At 72.3% G+C, this 21,262-nt stretch carries 21 protein-coding genes; 7 read left to right on the top strand and 14 right to left on the bottom strand.

What is annotated here, in order from left to right:
• Positions 1 to 26: 26 nt before the first annotated feature.
• Entirely contained in the window at positions 27 to 1,004 is a 978-nt protein-coding gene (locus AB0H82_RS16425; RefSeq protein ID WP_362993166.1) for a LysR family transcriptional regulator, read from the top strand.
• On the opposite strand, the gene AB0H82_RS16420 is transcribed toward AB0H82_RS16425, so the two are convergent.
• Positions 990 to 1,754, bottom strand: a complete 765-nt coding sequence (locus AB0H82_RS16420) for an alpha/beta hydrolase (protein ID WP_362993164.1) — start codon at positions 1,752 to 1,754, stop codon at positions 990 to 992. The genes AB0H82_RS16425 and AB0H82_RS16420 overlap by 15 nt on opposite strands.
• Before the next feature lie 102 nt (positions 1,755 to 1,856).
• Between AB0H82_RS16420 and AB0H82_RS16415 the strand changes: the two genes are divergently transcribed.
• Together AB0H82_RS16415 and AB0H82_RS16410 are read left to right on the top strand one after the other, a co-directional pair.
• Positions 1,857 to 3,026 (top strand): adenosine deaminase, encoded by a 1,170-nt coding sequence (locus AB0H82_RS16415; protein ID WP_362993162.1) that lies wholly within the window; start codon positions 1,857 to 1,859, stop codon positions 3,024 to 3,026.
• Between the two features lie 174 nt (positions 3,027 to 3,200).
• On the top strand, positions 3,201 to 3,524 hold the full coding sequence (locus AB0H82_RS16410; RefSeq protein WP_362993161.1) for an ATP-binding protein: 324 nt from the start codon (positions 3,201 to 3,203) through the stop codon (positions 3,522 to 3,524).
• 61 nt (positions 3,525 to 3,585) lie between these two features.
• On the opposite strand, the gene AB0H82_RS16405 is transcribed toward AB0H82_RS16410, so the two are convergent.
• The 5 genes from AB0H82_RS16405 to afsQ1 all read right to left on the bottom strand — a co-directional run bounded on the left by AB0H82_RS16405 (position 3,586) and on the right by afsQ1 (position 7,377).
• On the bottom strand, positions 3,586 to 3,786 hold the full coding sequence (locus tag AB0H82_RS16405; protein ID WP_362993159.1) for a PspC domain-containing protein: 201 nt from the start codon (positions 3,784 to 3,786) through the stop codon (positions 3,586 to 3,588).
• Positions 3,787 to 3,876: 90 nt separating this feature from the next.
• A complete protein-coding gene (locus AB0H82_RS16400) occupies positions 3,877 to 4,425 on the bottom strand; it encodes a VanZ family protein (RefSeq protein ID WP_362993157.1) in 549 nt (182 codons plus the stop codon).
• A gap of 83 nt (positions 4,426 to 4,508) precedes the next feature.
• Complete coding sequence (locus AB0H82_RS16395) at positions 4,509 to 5,108, bottom strand: hypothetical protein (RefSeq protein ID WP_362993155.1); 600 nt, start codon at positions 5,106 to 5,108, stop codon at positions 4,509 to 4,511.
• Positions 5,105 to 6,703 (bottom strand): HAMP domain-containing sensor histidine kinase, encoded by a 1,599-nt coding sequence (locus tag AB0H82_RS16390; protein ID WP_362993153.1) that lies wholly within the window; start codon positions 6,701 to 6,703, stop codon positions 5,105 to 5,107. The genes AB0H82_RS16395 and AB0H82_RS16390 overlap by 4 nt, the downstream gene beginning before the upstream one ends.
• Complete coding sequence (gene afsQ1, locus AB0H82_RS16385) at positions 6,700 to 7,377, bottom strand: two-component system response regulator AfsQ1 (protein WP_033264947.1); 678 nt, start codon at positions 7,375 to 7,377, stop codon at positions 6,700 to 6,702. The genes AB0H82_RS16390 and afsQ1 overlap by 4 nt, the downstream gene beginning before the upstream one ends.
• 225 nt (positions 7,378 to 7,602) lie before the next feature.
• Here afsQ1 and AB0H82_RS16380 point away from each other — a divergent pair, with 225 nt between their 5' ends.
• A complete protein-coding gene (locus AB0H82_RS16380) occupies positions 7,603 to 8,346 on the top strand; it encodes a SigE family RNA polymerase sigma factor (protein WP_362993150.1) in 744 nt (247 codons plus the stop codon).
• 246 nt (positions 8,347 to 8,592) lie between these two features.
• Here the strand turns inward: AB0H82_RS16380 and AB0H82_RS16375 are convergent, their stop codons facing one another.
• On the bottom strand, positions 8,593 to 9,231 hold the full coding sequence (locus AB0H82_RS16375) for an ATP-binding protein (protein WP_362993148.1): 639 nt from the start codon (positions 9,229 to 9,231) through the stop codon (positions 8,593 to 8,595).
• Between the two features lie 191 nt (positions 9,232 to 9,422).
• Between AB0H82_RS16375 and AB0H82_RS16370 the strand changes: the two genes are divergently transcribed.
• Positions 9,423 to 9,809, top strand: a complete 387-nt coding sequence (locus AB0H82_RS16370) for a hypothetical protein (protein ID WP_362993146.1) — start codon at positions 9,423 to 9,425, stop codon at positions 9,807 to 9,809.
• Here the strand turns inward: AB0H82_RS16370 and AB0H82_RS16365 are convergent.
• Positions 9,724 to 11,361, bottom strand: a complete 1,638-nt coding sequence (locus AB0H82_RS16365; protein ID WP_362993144.1) for an MDR family MFS transporter — start codon at positions 11,359 to 11,361, stop codon at positions 9,724 to 9,726. The two genes, AB0H82_RS16370 and AB0H82_RS16365, sit on opposite strands and share 86 nt — an antisense overlap.
• Before the next feature lie 30 nt (positions 11,362 to 11,391).
• The gene (locus tag AB0H82_RS16360) at positions 11,392 to 12,009 is read right to left on the bottom strand and encodes an NAD(P)H-dependent oxidoreductase (RefSeq protein ID WP_362993143.1); all 618 of its coding nucleotides are present in this window, start codon (positions 12,007 to 12,009) and stop codon (positions 11,392 to 11,394) included.
• A 107-nt stretch (positions 12,010 to 12,116) separates the two neighbouring features.
• Between AB0H82_RS16360 and AB0H82_RS16355 the strand changes: the two genes are divergently transcribed.
• Complete coding sequence (locus AB0H82_RS16355; protein WP_362993141.1) at positions 12,117 to 12,851, top strand: TetR/AcrR family transcriptional regulator; 735 nt, start codon at positions 12,117 to 12,119, stop codon at positions 12,849 to 12,851.
• 71 nt (positions 12,852 to 12,922) lie between these two features.
• On the opposite strand, the gene AB0H82_RS16350 is transcribed toward AB0H82_RS16355, so the two are convergent.
• Genes AB0H82_RS16350 through deoC form a run of 3 tightly spaced genes read right to left on the bottom strand, consistent with a single transcriptional unit; the run spans position 12,923 to position 16,190 of the window.
• Positions 12,923 to 13,816, bottom strand: a complete 894-nt coding sequence (locus AB0H82_RS16350) for an aldehyde dehydrogenase family protein (protein ID WP_362993139.1) — start codon at positions 13,814 to 13,816, stop codon at positions 12,923 to 12,925.
• Positions 13,809 to 15,248, bottom strand: a complete 1,440-nt coding sequence (locus tag AB0H82_RS16345) for an aldehyde dehydrogenase family protein (protein ID WP_362993137.1) — start codon at positions 15,246 to 15,248, stop codon at positions 13,809 to 13,811. The genes AB0H82_RS16350 and AB0H82_RS16345 overlap by 8 nt, the downstream gene beginning before the upstream one ends.
• A gap of 3 nt (positions 15,249 to 15,251) precedes the next feature.
• Positions 15,252 to 16,190 (bottom strand): deoxyribose-phosphate aldolase, encoded by a 939-nt coding sequence (gene deoC, locus AB0H82_RS16340; RefSeq protein WP_362993135.1) that lies wholly within the window; start codon positions 16,188 to 16,190, stop codon positions 15,252 to 15,254.
• Positions 16,191 to 16,306: 116 nt separating this feature from the next.
• Here deoC and AB0H82_RS16335 point away from each other — a divergent pair, with 116 nt between their 5' ends.
• Entirely contained in the window at positions 16,307 to 16,942 is a 636-nt protein-coding gene (locus AB0H82_RS16335; protein ID WP_362993133.1) for a PH domain-containing protein, read from the top strand.
• Positions 16,943 to 16,983: 41 nt separating this feature from the next.
• On the opposite strand, the gene AB0H82_RS16330 is transcribed toward AB0H82_RS16335, so the two are convergent.
• Together AB0H82_RS16330 and AB0H82_RS16325 are read right to left on the bottom strand one after the other, a co-directional pair.
• The gene (locus AB0H82_RS16330) at positions 16,984 to 18,096 is read right to left on the bottom strand and encodes a hypothetical protein (RefSeq protein WP_362993424.1); all 1,113 of its coding nucleotides are present in this window, start codon (positions 18,094 to 18,096) and stop codon (positions 16,984 to 16,986) included.
• Between the two features lie 270 nt (positions 18,097 to 18,366).
• The gene (locus AB0H82_RS16325; protein ID WP_362993131.1) at positions 18,367 to 20,019 is read right to left on the bottom strand and encodes a phospho-sugar mutase; all 1,653 of its coding nucleotides are present in this window, start codon (positions 20,017 to 20,019) and stop codon (positions 18,367 to 18,369) included.
• Positions 20,020 to 21,262: the final 1,243 nt, after the last annotated feature.

Raw genomic sequence — 21,262 nt, 5'->3', positions numbered from 1 at the left:
TGCATGGAATCGCCATAATCGTTCCCATGCAGCATCAGCAGAGGTCACAGCCGCGCGTGTCACAGAACAGTGACGTGGAGGACATCGTGACGCTGCTCGCGCCTCGCCTCGCGTACTTCGCGGGGGTCGCGAGGACCGAGCACGTCACGCGCGCCGCCCAGCAGATGCGGATTCCCCAGTCGACGCTCTCCCGCGCACTCGTCCGGCTCGAACGGGACCTGGGCGTCGACCTGTTCGCGCGCCGCGGCCGCACCGTCTCGCTCACCCCGGCGGGCCGCACCTTCCTCGCCTCGGTCGAGCGGGCGCTCGGCGAGGTGGAGCGGGCCGCCGAGTCGGTGCGCGCCGACGCCGACCCGGAGACCGGCAAGGTCGCCTTCGGCTTCCTGCACACCATGGGCTCGGAGACGGTGCCCGGACTGATCCGCGCCTTCCGCGCCGACCACCCGCGCGTGCGCTTCAGCCTGGTCCAGAACTACGGCGAGGCGATGATCGAGCGGCTGCGCGCCGGCGAGCTCGACCTCTGCCTCACCTCACCCGTGCCCGACGCCCCCGACCTGGTCGCCCGCCGCCTCGACGAGCAGCGCCTGCGCCTGGTCGTGCCCGACGACCACCGGCTCGCCTCCCGCAAGCGGGTCCGCCTCGCCGAGGCCGCCGAGGAGGCCTTCGTCACCCTGGAGCCGGGGTACGGCCTGCGCCGCATCACGGACGACCTCTGCCGGGACGCGGGCTTCAAGCCCCGCGTCGCCTTCGAGGGCGAGGAGGCGGAGACGCTGCGCGGCCTGGTCGCGGCGGGCCTCGGCGTGGCCCTGCTGCCGCCGCCCGCCGTGCCCCGCCCCGGAGTCGTGGAGCTGACGGTGACCGGGCAGCGGGCGGTGCGCGAGATCGGCGTGGCCTGGCTGGGCGGCCACCCGGACACCCCACCGGTGGCGGCGTTCAAGGAGTTCCTGCTGAGCAGGAAGGGAAAGCTGCTGCACCAGCAGCAGAGCCTCTCAGCGCCTGAGTGACTGCCCGAAGCCGGCGGCCAGCGGCATGCGCAGGCCCAGCGGCGGCGGAGCCGCCAGCGCGTCCTCCAGCGGACGGGCGAAGCCCCCACCGAACAGCGCGCCCAGCACGAAGTCCGAGGCCAGCGCGAGGACTTCGGACTGGTGCTGCTGCAGCCGGTGGCCGTCGGAGTGCACCTCGAACCGGCACACGTCGCGGTTGGCCTTCTTCGCCCGCTCGGCGAACCGGAACGACAGCTCCGGGTCGGTCCGCTCGTCGTTCGTGCCGTGCACGATGAGCACCCGCCGCCCCGCCAGGTGCTTCACCGGTTCGGGTGGCGCGGCCACATCGTCCTCGGGCAGCCAGGGCGCCATCGCCAGGACGGAGTTGACGGCCTCGTGCCCGCCCGCGCGCAGCGCCGCACGGCCGCCCATGTCCACTCCGGCGAGACAGACGGGGACGTCGCCGTAGAGACGTACGATCTCGTCCGCCGCCCAGGCCGTGTCGCGGGCCAGCTCCGCCTGCGCGCCGTTCCAGCCCCGGCAGCGGTAGCGCACCACATGTGCGACGAGGCCCGCCTCGCGCCCGTCGTGGGCCAGTCTGCGGCCCAGCGCGCGCACGCCGGCACCCGCGAGCGGCGACGGCCTGCGGGTGGAGGTCTCGGTGCCGCCGGGCAGCAGGAGCACCGCTCCGCCCACCGCCGAGGGCGCCGTTCCGATCGCGCGCCCGAGCCTGGCCGCGCCCGCCGGCCCCGCGGTCCCTTGCTGTGCCATGACAGAACAGTGTCAGAAGCCATGGTGTACGCCACCCGTCCGCAGGGTCACTGTTACGTATCGACCAGTGAGTTCTACGCGCGTAGGCGCTAGAGTGCCGAAATGACGAGCCAGACACACACGACCGGTCACACGGACCGTGAAACGCCCAGCGTCGAGCAGATCCGCCGTGCACCCAAGGTGCTTCTGCACGACCACCTCGACGGCGGCCTGCGCCCCGGCACGGTCGTCGACCTCGCCCGCGACTGCGGGTACGAGAACCTGCCCGAGACCGACCCCGACAAGCTCGGGATCTGGTTCCGCGAGGCGGCCGACTCCGGATCCCTGGAGCGGTACCTGGAGACCTTCGCCCACACCTGCGCGGTGATGCAGACGAAGGACGCGCTCAAGCGCGTCGCCGCCGAGTGCGCCGAGGACCTCGCCGAGGACGGCGTGGTCTACGCCGAGATCAGGTACGCCCCCGAGCAGCACCTGGAGCAGGGCCTCACCCTCGAAGAGGTCGTCGAGGCGGTCAACGAAGGCTTCCGCGAGGGCGAGCGCCGCGCGAAGGCCAACGGCCACCGCATCCGCGTCGGCGCGCTGCTCACCGCGATGCGGCACGCGGCCCGCGCCCTGGAGATCGCCGAACTCGCCAACCGCTACCGCGATTTCGGCGTGGTCGGCTTCGACATCGCGGGCGCCGAGGCGGGCTTCCCTCCCACCCGCCACCTCGACGCCTTCGAGTTCCTCAAGCGCGAGAACAACCACTTCACGATCCACGCGGGCGAGGCCTTCGGCCTGCCGTCGATCTGGCAGGCCCTGCAGTGGTGCGGCGCCGACCGCCTCGGCCACGGCGTGCGCATCATCGACGACATCGAGATCGCCGACGACGGCACCGTGAAGCTCGGCCGCCTCGCGTCGTACGTGCGCGACAAGCGGATCCCGCTGGAGCTCTGCCCGACGTCCAACCTCCAGACGGCCGCCGCCTCCTCGTACGCCGAGCACCCCATCGGGCTCCTGCGCAAGCTGCACTTCCGCGCGACGGTGAACACCGACAACCGCCTGATGTCGGGCACCAGCATGAGCCGCGAATTCGAGCACCTGGTCGGCACGTTCGGCTACACGCTCGACGACATGCAGTGGTTCACAGTCAATGCGATGAAATCAGCATTCATTCCTTTCGATGAACGCCTTGCCATGATCAACGACGTGATCAAGCCCGGCTACGCCGAGCTGAAGTCCGAATGGCTGTTCCGTCAGACCGTCTCGACCAGCGCTTCTGTCGGGAGCTGACGCGATTCGTCCGCGTCCGCGCGGCGGGCGGGCGGCCGGGAGATCTCCTTCCCGGCCGCTTTTCCTTTGCCCCCGGGCCGTGATCGGGGCTGCTTACGGTCGTTGAACCGCGCAACCCCCCTCCCCGATCCGCCGCTCACATCCATGAGCTGAAGACGCAAGGACGCATTGAAGATGAAGCAGCAGTCAGCCGCCAAGACCCTCGGTGTCGCCGCTCTGGGCGCCGCCTTCGCCGCCGCGGGCGCCGGTGCCGCGAACGCCGCTCCCGCCGACCCCGCGGCCGCCCTCGGCCCCGTCTCCTCCGTGGTCCCCGCCGCCGGCGCCTCCGAGTCCCTGACCGCCGGGCAGAACGCCCTCGGCAGCGGCCTGAACGCCACCAAGCCCGCGCTCGACAAGACCGCCGGCCCCAAGCCGGGCGGCCCGACCTCCCCGGTCTCCGGCCTCCTCGGCGGCCTGCCGCTCGGCGGCACCGGCATCAACGGCCTGCCGCTCGGCTGACCCGCCACCGCGTACGCCGATGGGGCGCCCCTCTCCGGAGGGGCGCCCCATCGCGCTGTCGTCACCAGGCCTGGCGGACCTTGTCCTCCGAGGGCAGCAGGACCCACATCGCGATGTAGAGCACGAACTGCGGGCCCGGCAGCAGGCACGAGGCCACGAAGATCACGCGCATCGTCGTGGCAGAGGTGCCGAAGCGCCTGGCCAGGGCTGCGCACACTCCGCCGATCATCCGGCCGTGGGTGGGGCGGGCAAGGGCGGTCATGTCGGGCTCCTTCGCGAACCGTCGGGTCGGGGCTTCTCTTGTGCCCCATTACGTCGACAGTACGTGCGCGAAGCGGGTCAAAGCGTCGCTCTACGGTGCGATACCGACCCTGGGAATCGTCGGGGTCGACCCCTGAGACACGTCCTCCCGGGGAAGGGCCGCGCGGCTCCCGCCGTCCTCACCGCGACGGAGCCTGGCCCGGACCGCGGGCACGACCGCGAGGTGCACGACAGCCACCCCTAGGGTGTTCAGGAGCAGCGAGTCGACGTCGACGACCTGACCGGGAACCCCGGTCTGCAACAGCTCGATGCCCAGCGAGAGCAGCGCCCCCGCGGCGACCGTGCGGACCAGCGAACCCCACGGCGAGACCACGACACGGCCGCCGGCCAGCGGCAGCAGCACACCGAGCGGGGCGAGCAGCAGCACGCTCTCACCGATCCGGCGGGCGGCCTGGAGACCGCCCAGCGCCAGATCCGCCTTGATCCCGGCGAGTGGCCGCAGATTCGCGGCGCTCACCCAGGGCACGTCCAGTGGACGCAGCGTGATCCACCCGACGAGCAGAAGATGTGCGACGAGGAGGAATCCCCCCGCCGCACGGAAGCGGATGGCGGCACCGTGGCCGCCCGAGCCTTGACGCACACCCCCCAGGACGTCAGAGGCGGCAGGATCGGTTCCGCGTACCCGCCGACGGGTACGCGACGGCTACGCGTGGCTACGCGTGGCTACTCGATGGGCTTCACGGGCGGCGCCACCGTGCCGGGCCGGGACCGGACCTCCGCGGTGCACTCGTAGCTCCGCAGGGGACTGTTTCCGGGGCCGCCCATGACCACCGCGTGATCGCCCGACGCCGCGTTGCCCGCCAGCGTGCACACGATCTGGGCCAGCGCGAACGCGGACAGGTCCTCCGGACGGGAGCTCAGGCGCAGCGCCTCCTCCGGGTCGCCCGCGCGCGGCCCGGAAACGGTGGTGCCGCCGCGTACGTCGGTGGCGAAGCCCGCCTGCTTCTCCGGCTCCGAGGGCGGCGTCGCCAGCTCGTCGAGGAGCGCCTGGGCGATACGGACCCGGTCGGTGGTCGCCTTGTCCGTGCGGAGCTGCAGCGTGCGGTCGACGTTCACCAGCTGGGCCGCGCACACCAGGAAGACCTCCACCGGCACGCCGCTGCCCGACCGCGAGGCGATGCCGGAGCCCGACATCACGCACGGCACCCGCGACGGCGCGGCGCCGTAGTCGGTCGGCACCTCGGTCGACCTGATCCCGCACCCGGCGAGCACGGCGGTCAGCCCCGCCGCCGCGGCGAAGGACCGCATCCGGCGCCCGTTCATGCCTGGCCCCCTTCGGCGCGCTCGGCGTCCCCGGTGTCCTCGGTGCCGGCGGTGTCGTCGGCGTCGTCCTCGCCGTCCTCGTCGGGATCGTCGTGCTGCGGCAGCCACAGCGTGAAGACCGCGCCGCCCTCCGGGCAGTTGGCCGCCGTGATCTCACCGCCGTGGATGTGCGCGTTCTCCAGGGCGATGGAGAGGCCGAGGCCGCTGCCCTCGGACCGCGGCCGGGACGCGCTCGCCTTGTAGAACCGGTCGAAGACGTGCGGCAGGACGTCCTCGGGGATGCCGGGGCCGTGGTCGCGTACGGAGATGACGAGCTTCGCGTCCGCCAGGCGCACCGACACCTCCACCGGGGAGCCGCCGTGCTTGAGGGCGTTGCCGATGAGGTTCGCCAGGATCACGTCGAGGCGGCGCGGGTCGAGGCGGACGGTGATGCCGCGCTCGGCATCGAGCTCGACCGCGTCCAGCCAGGCGCGCGCGTCGATGCACGCGGTGATCTGGTCGGCGATGTCGACGTCGTCCAGGACGAGGCGCGCGGTGCCCGCGTCGAAGCGGGTGACCTCCATGAGGTTCTCCACGAGGTCGTTCAGGCGGCGGGTCTCGCTCACCACGAGCCGGACGGCCGGCTCGATCATCGGGTCGACGGAACCGGTCTCCGCGTCGAGCTCCTCCTCCAGGACCTCCGTGACGGCCGTGATCGCGGTCAGCGGGGTGCGCAGCTCGTGCGACATGTCGGCGACGAAGCGCCGGGACGCCTCCTCGCGGGCGCTCATGTCGGCGACCTTCTTCTCCAGGTTCTCCGCGGTCTTGTTGAACGTACGGGAAAGGTCGGCGAGTTCGTCGGTGCCGGACACCCGCAGTCGCGTGTCCAGCTTGCCCTCGCCGAGCCGCCGCGCTGCGACGCCGAGGCGGTGCACGGGCTTCAGCACGGTCGTCGCCGCGGCCTGCGCGAGCAGCGCGGAGCCGATCAGCGCGAGTCCCGTGGCGATGGCGAGGGACCAGCCCAGCGAACTGAGGTCCTTCGCCTCCGGCTCCAGCGACTTGAGCATGTAACCGGTCGGACCGCCGCCGATCACCGTGGCGCCGCCCACCAGGTACGGGGTGCCGTGGTTGACGGTCCGCTGCCAGTACAGGTGGTAGGGGCTCTTGTTGCCGGAGGTGAGCGGCTGCTTCTCGGTCACGGCCTTCTGCAGCGACTCCGGCACCCTGGCGAGCGTGAACGCGTCCAGGTCGGAGTAGCCGACGATCTGGCCGCCGCCCTTCTTCTCGCCGACCAGGAGCACGCTGTAACGCTGGCTGCTGTTCGCCATCTGCTCGGCGGCCGCCTGCAGTTCGTCCGGCGAGGCGTCGGCGGGCAGCGCGCCCGCGCGGTTCTGCATCTGCTGCCGGAAGTCCTTGAGCGCCGCGTCCTGCGCGCGCGTGAGCACGGCCTCGCGGTTGAGCCAGTACGCGATGCCGGACGCGGTGACGGCGGCGGTGAGCGCCACCAGACCGAACACCACGACGAGCCTGAGCCGCAGACTGGTGAAGCGCAGCCCCGCCAGTACCGCCCTGCGCGCCGCGGGCAGGCCGCGGAGCTTGTCCTGCGCTTTGGTCACTGAGGGGTGTCCAGCCGGTAACCGACGCCGCGCACCGTACGGATCAGGGTCGGCGACGACGGTACGTCCTCGACCTTGGCGCGCAGCCGCTGCACGCACGCGTCGACGAGCCGCGAGTCGCCGAGGTAGTCGTGCTCCCACACCAGACGCAGCAGCTGCTGCCGCGACAGGGCCTGGCCGGGCCTGCGGCTCAGCTCCAGGAGCAGCCGCAGCTCGGTCGGCGTGAGCTGCAGATCCTCGCCGTTCTTCGTCACGGTCATCGCGGCCCGGTCGATGACGAGCGAACCGAACGTCGCCGCGTCGTTGGCCTCCCGCTCGCCGCGCCGCAGCACCGCGCGGATCCGCGCGTCCAGGACCCGCCCCTGCACGGGCTTGACCACATAGTCGTCGGCGCCGGACTCCAGGCCCACGACCACGTCGATGTCGTCGTTGCGCGCGGTCAGCAGGATGATCGGCAGCTGGTCGGTGCGCCGGATGCGACGGCACACCTCGAACCCGTCGATGCCCGGCAGCATCACATCCAGCACGATCAGGTCGGGCCGCTGCTCACCGAGCAGTTTCAGGCCGTCCTCGCCGGTGGCAGCAGTGGCCACCCGGTGCCCCTGGCGCGTCAGCGAAAGCTCCAGGGCCGTCCGGATGGCGTCGTCGTCCTCGATCAGCAACAGGGAAGGCACGGACGTCATTCTGTCCCATGTCACGGCCCCAGTACGACTGCTGGAGCCTCCCCGGGCCCCCAATGAGCGGCCGGAACGCCGCACCCACACGTGACCTTCACAGGTGGAAGACGTCCCCGGGCCCTGTGACAGGCCTGTGACAGTCGGCGGACACCGTCATGAAGTGGGTCCGGCAGAGTTCTGGTCACACGCAAGAAGCCGGACTCCACCGACGGGGGGCGCGAGATGAATACGCTGCACAGCACCAGCTCAAGCGCAGTTGTCACGCGTCTTCACGACGTCGGGCGGGGATCTGAGAAGTCCGGTGCCGTGAGCGGGCGGGGGTGCGCTCGCGGCGCCGGACGTCAGCACGCCGCGTACATGACGGTGGTTGACGGCTGCCAGGGGGGACACGGGGCTCACGGGGGAGCCGCGTACGGGGAGGGCACGGGGGAGCGGAAGTCCCTGTCGGAGGCGGAGTTCACCGCCTACGTCCAGGAGCGCCGCGCCTCCCTGTACGCGACCGCCTACCACCTGACCGGCGACCGCTTCGAGGCCGAGGACCTGCTGCAGAGCGCCCTCTTCTCGACGTACCGGGCGTGGGACAGGATCAGCGACAAGGCCGCGGTCGGGGGCTACCTCCGCCGCACCATGACCAATCTGCACATCAGCGCGTGGCGCCGCCGCAAGCTGAACGAGTACCCGACCGAGGAGCTGCCGGAGACGGTGGGCGACACGGACGCGATGCGCGGCACGGAGCTGCGCGCGGTTCTCTGGCAGGCTCTGGCCCGCCTCCCCGAACTGCAGCGGACGATGCTCGTGCTCCGCTACTACGAGGGCCGTACGGACCCCGAGATCGCGGACATCCTCGACATCAGCGTGGGCACGGTGAAGTCCAGCATCTGGCGGTCGCTCCGCCGGCTGCGCGAGGACGAGGTCCTCAGCTTCGGCCGTGACCAGGAGGAGTCCTTCGGCGAGTTGGTCGCCTGAGGATCGGAGCCCGCGGCGTCAGCCGCACACGGGCTCCACGGGGGGAAGTACGGGGGCCGCCGCTCCGGGGGGACGCGGCGGGAGCACGGGGGAAAGCACGGGGAAACACGGGGGGATCAAGTAGGGGACCGGAAGGCCGGGGGGTCTTTCCGGTCCTTCTGCTTTTCCGGTCCTTCTGCTTTTACGGTCGCTCGCCCGACTGCTTCCCGGCCCCTTGCCTGCCGCAGCTCCCGGCGCCCCGGCCGGTTACGAGGCCTCGGCCCGCGCCTGCACGCAGCGGCCCGCCGCGGCGGCCGCGACCCGGCCCAGCGCCTCGTCCTTCCCGCAGGGGTGCGCCCCCAGCGCGGCCTGCCGGGTCACGATGGCGCGCTCGGCGCGCATCAGCCGCCACCCCCGCCGCAGCAGGAACGGCACCGACTTGCGGCCCTCCCGCAGGTCCCGCAGCAGCCGCCGCCGGAAGGTGGTCGAGGGCCGGCCCCGCAGACAGATCGCGTCGGCGAGCACGTCGAGCTCCCGGCACCGCGCCACGATGTCCGCCGCGAAGATGCCCTCCGCGATGAAGAGCGGCGTGCGCGCGATGTCCAGCACTTCCTGGCCGACGCGCGAGCTGGTGGCGATGTCGTACACCGGAACCTTCGTGTGCCCCGTGCGGCACAGCTCCTCGATGGCGGCGACCGCCACGTCCGCGTCCCAGGAGGCCGGGGAGTCCCAGTCGATGTCCGCGCTCCCCGGCACCTGCGGGAGCGTCGGGTCGCCGGCTTCCTTGTAGAAGTCGTCGAGGCACAGGACGGGCAGCCCGGAGCGGGCGGCGAACGACGACTTCCCCGAGCCGGAGGGGCCCGTCAGCAGCACGACGCGGGTCGGTATCGGGGGATGGGAGCCCAATTCTGTGAACCTTTGCACCTGGTGTGGACCGCATCTCCCGACACGGCTCGTCAGCGTGGTCGGGAGTCATTATCAACCGGACGGGAGGTTGCGGAGCCCGTCCGGCGAGTCGGCCTTTGGTACGCACGCCGCCACTCAACTACGCTACGTGCTCGCCTGATTACTCAACCCTACGGATGTGGGCGCTACCCATGGCACGACACTCAGTGAACAAGTCCTCCCGGGCCCGCTCACGCGCACTGCTGCGCGTCGGCCTCACCGTCACCGCCGCGGGAGCCGCCCTCGGTGTCGGCGGCACGGGGGCCGCAGGTGCCGCGCCGCTCGGTGACATCGACGCGACCAGCCCGGTGAAGGGCCTCGCGACCGCGCTGGAGCACTCGGCGAAGGGCGGGCTCACCCCGGTCAGGGACCTCCAGCTCGACCCGCTGGCCAACACGAGCGTCGACCCGCTCAGCAATACGCTCGGCACGCAGGTCGCCGACTTCAAGCCGGTCAGTACCGCGATCGCCACGGGCCCGCTGGCCAGCGGCGCCTCCCTGGGCGAACTCCCGGTGGTGGGCCCACTGCTGCCCCGCTAGCGGGCTGATCGGCGGGCCGGGAGCGCAGCGGCACCTCGCGGATCAGCCAGGCGGCCGCGAAGGCGGCCGCACAGAGCGCGGCCGTGCCGATCATGACGCCGTGCAGCCCGTCGGTGACGCCGGCCCGGAAGGCGTCCCGCGCCGGCTCGGGGAGGCCGTTCAGGACCGCGGGGGTCAGTTCGTGGCCGCCCGCGAGGCGTTCGCCGTCCGGGCCGAGCCGGTCCGTGAGGGTGTCGGTCAGGCGGCCGGTGAAGACCGAGCCGAGCACCGCGACGCCCAGGGAGCCGCCGATGGTGCGCAGCAGCGCGTTCGTGCCGCTCGCCGCCCCCATGTCGCGGAGCTCCGCGCTGTTCATGGTGATCAGCAGCGACGGCTGCAGCAGGCAGCCGAGGCCCGCGCCGAGGACGAACGTCAGCGCGGACGACACCGCCGTGGCCGTGTCCACGCCGACCGCCAGGAGGGTCAGCGCGCCCACCGCGGCGACGGCGCCGCCCACGATCGGATACGCCCGGTACCCGCCGCCGTCCCCCACCGCCCGGCCGATGTACAGCTGCGCGCCCATCATCCCCAGCATCAGCGGCAGCAGCAGGAGGCCGCTCTCCGTCGACGACATGCCGCGCACGAACTGCATGTACTGCGGCAGGTAACTGGCCGCGCCCAGCATCGCCGCGCCCGCGAGGAAGGTGAGCAGCTGGGCGAGGGTGAAGTTGCGGTCGCGGAACAGGCGGGGCGGGACGATGGGTTCGGGGGCGCGCCGCTCCACCCGTACGAAGGCGGCGAGCGCGGCCGCCGCGAGCAGCGCGAGACCGGCGGTCTGCGGGGAGAGCCAGTCGTACGTCGATCCGCCCCACGTCCCGAGCAGCGTCAGCGCCAGGATGCCGGCCGTCAGGAGAGCGGTGCCCGCGTAGTCGATCCGGGCCGCGCCGCGCTCGCCGCGCAGCTTGACGAGGACACCGACGAGCAGCAGCGCGGCGACGCCGACGGGCACGTTGACGTAGAAGACCCAGCGCCAGTCCAGCTGGTCGGTGAGGAAGCCGCCGAGCAGCGGGCCGCCGATCATCGCGACCGGCAGCATCACGCCGATCATCGACTGCGAGCGTCCGGCCTGCGCGGGCGGGAGCAGCGTGCCGAGGAGAGAGAGCGCGCCCACGAAGAGGCCGCCCGCGCCGAGCCCCTGGAGGGCGCGGAAAGCGATCAACTGCTCCATGTTCTGCGCGAGTCCGCAGAGCACGGAGCCGACGAGGAAGACCGCGATCGAGGTCAGATAGCTGCCCTTGCGGCCGTACAGGTCGCCGACCTTGCCCCAGATCGGGGTGGAGACGGCGGTGGTGAGCAGATAGGCCGTCACCACCCAGGAGAAGTGGCCGAGGCCGCCGAGGTCGCCGACGATCGTCGGGAGCGCGGTGCCGACGATGGTGCCGTCGAGCGTCGCCAGGATGATGCCGAGCAGGAGCCCGAGGATCGCGAGGCGGGACGGGAGTTCAGGGGCGCCCGGCTGTTCCGTGGCGGGCGCCGGGGCGGGTTCCGCGCCCTGGGTCGTGCGCTGGTTCATGGCTTCCCCCCGAGGGTTCTCGACGTGGCGTCAGGCGGCGTACGGGCGGGCGGTCCTGGCGTCGCGGAGGGCCAGCGCCCACCAGGCGAGCTGGTCGAGCATGACCTTGACGGCGGCGTCGCTCGCGGGCTCCGTCATGCGCTGCTCGTCGTCGAACAGACCCCACGCGTTGTGCAGGCTGACCGTGTTGCGGATGGTCGTCGCGTTCAGCTCGGCCATCACGACGCGCAGGTGCTCGACCGCGCGCAGGCCGCCGGAGATGGCCCCGTAGGAGACGAAGCCGATCGGCTTGGCGTGCCACTCCTTGTTGTGCCAGTCGATGGCGTTCTTCAGGGACGCGGGATAGCTGTGGTTGTACTCCGGCGTGATGAAGACGAAGGCGTCGGCCGCCGCGAGGGTCGGGGAGACCGGCGCGAGGGCCTCCGTGGTGCCGGGTGCGGGCGGCTGCCCGAAGGCCGGGAGGACCGTGGGGAGCGGGGTCTCGGCCAGGTCGACGACGTCGACGGTCATGTCGGCGCGCTGGTCGAGATGGCCCTTGATCCATCGGGTGACGACGGGGGCGAAGCGGCCCTCGCGGGTGCTGCCGACGAGGACGGCGACGCGGAGCGGGGCCGGGGCCGAGGTGTTCGCGGTCGTGTTCGCGGTCATGGGGTGTCCCTGGGAGAGGTGGCGGACGGCGGAATGTGTACGGCGTATCCTGTGCGTACAACGTACACATCGATGTGTACAGCGTCTACTGGGGATACGGTGTACGCATGGCCACACAGAAGAAAAGCGAACCCGAGGTCTCCCTCTGGGAGCGCATGGAACGGCCGGCGGCCACGCAGCGTGCCGCGTTGACGCCCCGGAAGATCGCGGAAGTCGCCGTGGAAGTCGCCGATGCCGAGGGCTTCGCCGCCGTCACCATGCGCCGCCTCGCCACCGAGCTGGGCGTCGCGCCCATGGCCGCGTACCGCCATGTCTCCGGCAAGGACGACCTGTGGGCGCTGATGGTCGACCGGGTGACGGCCGAGATCGTCGTGCCCGCGGAGGTGACCGGCTGGCGCGAGGTGCTTCGCGCGTACGCCGTCGCGAGCCGGCTGCTGATGCTGAACCACCCCTGGCTCGCCCAGCTGCCCACGCCCCACTTCGCCCTGACGCCCCACCGCATGGCGATGGCGGAGCGGCAGCTCGCCGCGCTGGAGCGGCACAGTGTCGACGCCGACACGGCCATGGCGGCCTTCCGGACCGTCGGCGCCTATGTGCACGGCGTCAGCCAGTCGGAGGTGGCGCTGCGCCAGTACATGGAGGAGAACGGCTGGGCCGGCGGCGACGACGCGCGCCGGGGGCTCGCGCCGCAGATGACGTACCTGATGGGGACCGGCCGCTACCCGGCCTACCGGCGCTACGCGCTGGCGGCGGGACGCAAGGACGACGCGGCCTGGCAGTTCGAGACGGGCCTCGACTGCGTCCTGGACGGCATCGCGGTCAGGCTCGGCCTCGCACCCTGAACGCGACGAAGCCCCGGCCTCCTGGACGGCGGAGGCCGGGGCTTCGGTCGTGCGGAAGTGGCCGGAGGTGGCTAGTAGGCCGAGCCGGACGCGCCGAGCGAACCCGTCGGGTGCCAGACCGTCTTGGTCTCCAGGAACGCCGTCAGGCGGTGCGTGCCGGGGTCGGCGGTCCAGTCCGTGTCCACAGGCTGTGGACGCAGGACGCGCTTGAGGTTGTCCGCGGCCGCGACCTCCAGCTCGCGGGCGAGCTCCGCGCCGGCGCCCGTCAGGTCGATCGCGTTGACGTCCTGGTGGGCGGCGAGCGGGGCCGCGATCTCGGCGGTCTTCCCGGTGAGGATGTTGACCACACCGCCCGGGACGTCCGAGGTCGCGAGGACCTCGCCCAGGGAGAGGGCGGGGAGCGGGGACTTCTCGGCGGCGACGACGACGGCCGTGTTGCCCGTCGCGATCACCGGGGCGATCACCGAGACCAGGCCGAGGAGCGACGACTCCTGGGGCGCGAGGACCGCGACCACGCCGGTCGGCTCCGGCGTCGACAGGTTGAAGAACGGGCCCGCGACCGGGTTGGCGCCGCCCACGACCTGGGCGATCTTGTCGGTCCAGCCCGCGTACCAGACCCAGCGGTCGATCGCCGCGTCGACCTGGGCGGCGGCCTTCGCCTTGGAGATCCCCTCGGCGTCGGCGACCTCGCGCGCGAACTGGTCGCGGCGGCCCTCCAGCATCTCGGCGACGCGGTAGAGGACCTGGCCGCGGTTGTACGCGGTCGCGCCGGCCCAGCCGCCCTGCGCCTTGCGGGCGGCCACCACGGCGTCACGGGCGTCCTTGCGGGACGACAGCGGCGCGTTGGCCAGCCACGTGTTCTTCGAGTCGGTCACCTCGTACACCCGGCCGCTCTCACTGCGGGGGAACTTGCCCCCCACGTACAGCTTGTAGGTCTTGAAGACGCCAAGTCGTGCGTCAGACATCGAGGTACGCCTCCAGCCCGTGCCGGCCGCCCTCGCGGCCGTGGCCCGACTCCTTGTAGCCGCCGAACGGCGAGGTCGGGTCGAACTTGTTGAAAGTGTTGGCCCAGACGACGCCCGCCCGGAGCTTGTTCGCGACCGCGAGGATGCGGGAGCCCTTCTCCGTCCAGATGCCGGCGGAGAGCCCGTACTGCGTGTTGTTGGCCTTGGCGACGGCCTCGTCCGGCGTGCGGAAGCTGAGCACGGACAGGACCGGGCCGAAGATCTCGTCGCGGGCGATGGTGTGCGCCTGCGTCACGTTCGTGAAGAGGGTCGGCGCGAACCAGTAGCCGGACGTGGGCAGCTCGCACGCCGGAGACCAGCGCTCGGCGCCCTCCGCCTCGCCGGTCTCGGCGAGCGCGGTGATGCGGGCCAGCTGCTCGGCGGAGTTGATCGCGCCGATGTCGGTGTTCTTGTCGAGCGGGTCGCCGAGGCGCAGCGTCGACAGGCGGCGCTTGAGCGAGTCGAGCAGTTCCTCCTGGATCGACTCCTGCACGAGGAGGCGCGAACCGGCGCAGCAGACCTGGCCCTGGTTGAAGAAGATGCCGGTGACGATGCCCTCGACGGCCTGGTCGATGGGGGCGTCGTCGAAGACGATGTTCGCGCCCTTGCCGCCCAGCTCCAGGGTGACCTTCTTGTCGGTGCCCGCGACCTGGCGGGCGATCGCCTTGCCGACGGCGGTGGAGCCGGTGAAGGCCACCTTGTTCACATCGGGGTGGGCGGTCAGGGCCGCGCCCGCGTCGCCGTACCCGGGGAGGATGTTGACGACGCCCTTGGGGAGGCCCGCCTGGCGGCAGATGTCCGCGAAGAACAGCGCGGACAGCGGGGTCGTCTCGGCGGGCTTCAGGACGACCGTGTTGCCGGTCGCGAGCGCCGGGGCGATCTTCCAGGCCAGCATCAGGAGCGGGAAGTTCCACGGGATGACCTGGCCCGCGACGCCGAGCGGCCGCGGGTTCGCGCCGAACCCGGCGTGGTCGAGCTTGTCGGCCCAGCCCGCGTAGTAGAAGAAGTGCGCGGCGACCAGCGGGAGGTCCGCGTCGCGGGTCTCCTTGATCGGCTTTCCGTTGTCCAGGGTCTCCAGGACGGCCAGCTCGCGGCTGCGCTCCTGGATGATCCGGGCGATGCGGAACAGGTACTTGGCGCGCTCGGCGCCCGGCAGCGCCGACCACTTCTCGAAGGCCCTGCGGGCGGCCTGCACCGCGCGGTCGACGTCTTCGGAGGAGGCCTGCGCGACTTCGGAGAGGACCTCTTCGGTGGACGGCGAGACGGTCTTGAAGACCTTGCCGTCGGCGGCCTCGGTGAACTCGCCGTCGATGAACAGGCCGTACGACGGGGCGATGTCGACGACGGAGCGGGACTCCGGCGCGGGTGCGTACTCGAAAGGAGTGGAGGTCATGGGTCAGTCCACCGTCACGTAGTCAGGGCCGGAGTAGCGGCCGGTGGCCAGCTTCTGGCGCTGCATCAGCAGGTCGTTGAGGAGCGACGAGGCGCCGAAGCGGAACCAGTGGTTGTCCAGCCAGTCCGGGCCCGCCGTCTCGTTCACCAGGACGAGGAACTTCACCGCGTCCTTGGTCGAGCGGATGCCGCCCGCGGGCTTCACGCCGATCTGCACCCCGGTCTGCGCGCGGAAGTCGCGGACGGCCTCCAGCATCAGGAGGGTGTTCGAGGGGGTGGCGTTGACACCGACCTTGCCGGTCGACGTCTTGATGAAGTCGGCGCCCGCGATCATGCCGATCCAGCTGGCGCGCTTGATGTTGTCGTACGTCGAGAGCTCACCGGTCTCGAAGATGACCTTCAGGCGGGCGGTGCCGCAGGCCTCCTTCACGGCGCGGATCTGCTCGAACACCGTCATGTAGTCCCCGGCGAGGAAGGCTCCCCGGTCGATGACCATGTCGATCTCGTCGGCGCCGGCCGCGACCGCCTCGCGCACGTCGCCGAGCTTCACCTCGATGGCGGCGCGGCCCGCGGGGAAGGCGGTCGCGACGGACGCGACCTTCACGCCGCTGCCCGCGACGGCCTCCTTGGCGGTGGCGACCATGTCCGGATAGACGCAGACGGCCGCGGTGCGCGGCGTGCCACGGTCCGTGGGGTCGGGGTTGACGGCCTTCGCGCCGAGCGCCCGGACCTTGCCCGGGGTGTCGGCGCCCTCCAGCGTCGTCAGGTCGATCATCGAGATGGCCAGGTCGATGGCGTACGCCTTCGCCGTGGTCTTGATCGAACGGGTACCGAGCGAGGCGGCACGCGCCTCCAGGCCGACCGCGTCGACGCCGGGCAGTCCGTGCAGGAAGCGGCGGAGCGTGCTCTCGGACGCGGTCACGTCAGCGAATGCAGTGGGCATGGTCACGAGGGGAGCATATCTACGCGCGTAGCTGCTGTACAGGGGGTGGTGCCCCGGGGCTCCGCCCGGGCTTCAGGCAGAATCAGGGTATGAGCGACCCTCAGAAGCATCAGGGTATGAGCGAGTCCCCGGAGCCCGTGGCGGAGCCCGCGTACAAGGACCGCACCTTCCGGTCCCCCGCCGGGATCGCCGGTGGTGTCCTGCTGCTCGCCCTGGGGGCCTGGCTCGGCATCGACGCGGTGGTGCGCGGCGAGGGCCGCACCCCGTGGCTCGCGCTCGCCGGACTGCTCTTCGCGGTGCCGCTCGTCGTCGCGTTCACCGTGCGGCCCGCCGTGTACGCCAACGACGACCGGCTCCGCGTCCGCAACCCCTTCAGGACCGTCACGCTGCCCTGGGCGACCGTCGCGACGCTCCGCTCCGGCTACTCGAACGAGGTCCTCACCAACGACGGAGCCAAGTTCCAGCTCTGGGCGATCCCCGTCTCGCTGCGCGGCCGCAAGAAGGCGGCACGCAGGCAGTCGCAGGCCGCCGCGTCGGGCGACCCCACGGGCGGCCGCCCCTTCCTCGACCCCCACGCACCGCCCTCCCGCGCCTCGGGCGACCAGTCCATGGACGAGCTCCGCGAACTCGCCGAGCAGCGCGCCGACGCGGAGACCGCGCAGGGCGAGCCCGGGGTGCGCTGGGCGTACGAGATCGTCGCGCCGTGCGCGGCGGGGGCCGTGCTGCTGGCGGTGCTGCTCGCGGTGACGTGAGGGCCGCCTCTACGGAGGGGCACGTCCGTGGAGGGCCGCGTCTACGGAGGGCCGTGCCAGCCCAGGAGCATGTGGCCGCCGAACACGGCTGACGTGAGCGCCGCCGCGGTCAGCAGCGTCACGAGTACGTGCGTCCTCGCGCGCGCCAGCGCCACGGCGACCGGCAGCAGCAGCGGGAAGCCGGGCAGCAGGAAGCGGGCCCGCGGGAAGTAGACGCCGCTGCTGCCGAGCACGATCAGGAGCAGCAGGCCGCTGAAGACCAGCAGGGGCAGCGGCTGCCGGTCGCCCGCCGACAGGACGAAGAGCACCACCGAGCCCAGCAGGACCGCCGTCACCATCGCCACGAACAGCGCGGGACGCTCGGCCAGGAACAGGTCCCGCATCCGCCGCAGCGTCGCGACGCCGCCGTCCCACTCGTTGCGCCACAGCCTCTGTACGGCGAAGTAGCCGTCCCAGCGGCCCAGGCGCAGCCCCACCCAGCCGACGTACGAGAGCCAGCCGAGCGGGGCGATGACGACGGCCAGGAGGGGGCGGACGGTGCAGGACCGACGCAGGGTGAGCAGTGCTGTCACCGATACCGCCGCAGCGAGCGCCACCCCTGTGGGGCGGGTGAGCCCCGCGAGGGCCGCCAGGGAGCCCGCCCACAGCCAGCGGCCGCTGAGCACCGCGTACAGCGACCACGCGCAGAGCGCCGTGAACAGGGACTCCGTGTAACCCATCCACTGCACGAGGGCGACCGGCAGGCTGCCCCACAGGACCGCCAGGACGACACCGGCCCTGCGGCCGTACAGCCGGTCGCCCACCGCGAAGATCCCCCACGCCGCGAGCAGCGAGGCTGCCACCGAGACCGACAGGCCCACCCCGCCGCGCGGCAGCCAGGGGAGCAGCGTGTCGCCCGCCCTGATGAGCGACGGATACAGCGGGAAGAAGGCGAGGTTGTTCCCGTCGACGCGGGTGCCGAGCTCGTGGGCGTACCCGTCGCTCGCGATCCGCAGATACCAGTCGCAGTCCCAGGACGCCATGAGCAGATGCCGCACCCCGCGGCCGTCGCGGTGCGCCCACAGGGTGAACACGAGCAGCCCGAACCCGCGTACGGCCGCGTAGGCGGCGAGCGCGGGCGCGGCGTGGCGCAGGGCGTGGACGGTGTGCGCCATGGGCCCCCGGGGCGCGGGCGGCGCGCCCTGCGGGCTCCTGGACGCGGGAACGCGGGACGGGACGGCGGTCGAGGGCTCGGAGAATCCGTACGGCACTGCGGCGGCTCCCGGAACGTGAAAGTGCGCTACCGGTCCTCCCTTCCTGGGGGACCGGCAGCGCACCGGGTCACTGCGGCAGTTGCGTCGGCGGAACCACTCGGACGGGTGGTCCGGCCGGCTCCTGGCGGTGCCGGCCCGCGTCCGCGCCCGCGTCCGAGCCCGCGGAGTGCGTCAGATGCCCGCTGCCGCCGCGAGGTCCCGCTTGATCGCGGCGAGGGTGTCCGTCGCCCGGGTGCGGGCCGCGGGGAGGTCCGTCCTGGACGACACCGGGACCACCACCTCCAGGTAGCACTTCAGCTTCGGCTCCGTGCCGCTCGGACGGACGATGACGCGGGCGCCGTCGAGGGTGTAGCGCAGGCCGTCCGTGGGCGGCAGCGTGTCCGTGCCCCGCGTCAGGTCCTCCGCCTTCGTCACGGGCAGGCCCGCGAGCTCCGTCGGCGGCTGCTCGCGCAGACGGTGCATCGCGTCCGCGATCAGGGACAGGTCCTCCACGCGGACCGACAGCTGGTCGGTGGCGTGCAGGCCGTGCTCCAGCGCCAGGTCGTCGAGGAGGTCCAGGAACGTGCGGTTCTGCTCCTTGAGCTCGGAGGCCAGCTCGGTGAGGAGCAGCGCCGCCGTGATGCCGTCCTTGTCGCGTACGCCCTCGGGGTCGACGCAGTAGCCGAGCGCCTCCTCGTAGCCGTAGCGCAGGCCGTCGACGCGGGCGATCCACTTGAAACCGGTCAGGGTCTCCTCGTACGCGAGGCCCGCCTTCTCGGCGATCCGGCCGAGCAGGGACGAGGAGACGATCGACTCGGCGAACGTGCCCCGTGCTCCGCGCTCGACCAGGTGCGCGGCGAGGAGCGCGCCCACCTCGTCACCGCGCAGCATCCGCCAGCCCGTGCTGCCGGAACCGTCCTTGACCGCCGCCGCGCAGCGGTCCGCGTCCGGGTCGTTGGCGATGATCAGATCGGGGGCCGGGGTGGTGCGGGCCGCCGTCGCGAAGGCCAGGTCCATCGCGCCCGGCTCCTCCGGATTCGGGAACGCGACCGTGGGGAAGTCCGGGTCCGGCTCGGCCTGCTCGGCGACGAGCGTGGGAGCGGGGAAGCCGGCGCGGGCGAAGGCGGCGAGGAGGGTGTCCTTGCCGACGCCGTGCATCGCCGTGTAGACGACGCGGGCGGTGCGGGGGGAGTCGGGGGAGAGGACGGCGTCCGTGCGGGCCAGGTAGGCGTCCAGGACGGCGTCGTCGAGGGTCTCCCAGCCGGTCTCCGGGCGGGGCACGTCGTGGAGCGACGCGATCGCGTCGATCTCCGCGGCGATCTCCGCGTCGGCGGGCGGCACGATCTGGGAGCCGTCGCCGAGGTACACCTTGTAGCCGTTGTCGCGCGGGGGGTTGTGGCTGGCCGTCACCTCTACGCCCGCCACCGCGCCGAGGTGCCTTATGGCGAAGGCGAGGACGGGGGTGGGGAGGGGGCGGGGGAGGACGGCGGCGCGGAGGCCGGCGCCGGTCATCACGGCGGCGGTGTCGCGGGCGAAGTCGGCGGACTTGTGGCGGGCGTCGTAGCCGATGACGACGAGGCCGTCGGTCTCTCCCTTGGCCTTCAGATACGCGGCGAGGCCGGCGGCGGCGCGGATCACCACGGAGCGGTTCATCCGCATGGGGCCCGCGCCGAGTTCGCCGCGGAGGCCGGCGGTGCCGAACTGGAGGGTGCCGGCGAAGCGTGCGGTCAGCTCGTCGACGTCCTGGGCGTCGATGAGCTTGCCGAGCTCCTCGCGGGTCTCGGGGTCCGGGTCCTCGGCCAGCCAGGCCTGGGCCCGCGCGATGAGTTCAGAGGTGTCCTGCACGATTTCTTCAGCCTCTCGTGTCGCTCTTGTGGCTCGTGTGGCTTGTATGGCTTGTATGGCTCATGTGGCTTGTGTACGCGTTGTCTGGCGGGGGCGCCTTGGGCGGGGGTTCTCGGGCGGGGCGCTGTGGGCTGGGGGCTGCGCCTGCGGGGCGTCGCGGGGTGGGGTCTGGCCTGCCGGTTGTCGTGGGCTGTGGTTTGCGCGTGCGGCTCGTCGTGGGTCGGGGTCTGCGCCTTTGCTTCGTCTGTGGCGCGGGGCCGCGGGGGTATGTGCGTACTCGCCATCCCTGCGCCACGCTGCACGGACAAAGACGCCATGGTGTGCTCGGTGCTCCGTTCGCACATACCCCCACGTCCCCTCGGGAGCGCTTGCGGCTGCGGCCCGGTGGGGGCCCGTGCCGCTCCTCCGGGCCCGCGCTCGCGGCTGCGGCGAGGTGGGGGCTGCTTGGCTCCCGGTCGGCGCCTCGCCGAACGGCACAGCAGCGCACCCAAGGCGAAGCCAAGGACGTCACCCCGTGAGTCGAACGCCACGCTGCCGCCTCCTCTGGTCCCACCGAAGGTCCGGAGTCAAACACACCGTCCAACTGTCCACTGCAGCTCTCGCTGGACGGGTCGCCCCGCTCACCCCGCCCACCGCACCTCTCACTGGACATCGCAGGCCAAGCCCGCCCCCGTCCACTGCAGCTCTCACCGGACGGCACGAGCCAAGCCCACTCCCCGGCCCACCGCGCCTCTCCCCGAGCGTCGCAGGCCAAGCCCGTTCCCGGTCCGCCGCAGCTCTCACCGGACGGCACAGGCGAAGCCCCCCCCGGGCTGCGGCAGCTCCCGCAGGACGCCGCAGGTCAAACCCCCCCCGTCCCCGGCAGCTCCCGCAGGACGCCGCAGGTCAAGTCGCCCCCTCCCCGGCAGCTCCCGTGGGCATCGCAGGCCAAGCCCCCGATCCCCGTCCGCTACAGCACCCGCAGGACGCCGCAGGCCAAGCCCCCCCCGTCCCCGGTAGCTCCCGCAGGACTCGCAGGCCAAGCCCCCGATCCCCGCCCACCGGCCTCCCGCAGGACGTAGCGGGCCACCCCCGCCCACCGCCCCTACTCCCGTGGGACGTAGCGGGCCACCCTGCCCACCCACCCCCTACCCGCGCGGGACGGCGCAGGTCGCCCCCGCCCACCCGCCCCTACCCCCGCAGGACGTCGCGGGGTGAACGGGTGGGTGGGTGGGAGGTATCCGCCGCGGAGCGGCGGGGTAGT

This window comes from Streptomyces sp. NPDC050732, assembly GCF_040654255.1.
Taxonomy (GTDB): Bacteria; Actinomycetota; Actinomycetes; order Streptomycetales; family Streptomycetaceae; genus Streptomyces.
Note: the sequence above shows the minus strand (reverse complement) of the source record. Positions and strands in the feature narration are given on the sequence as shown.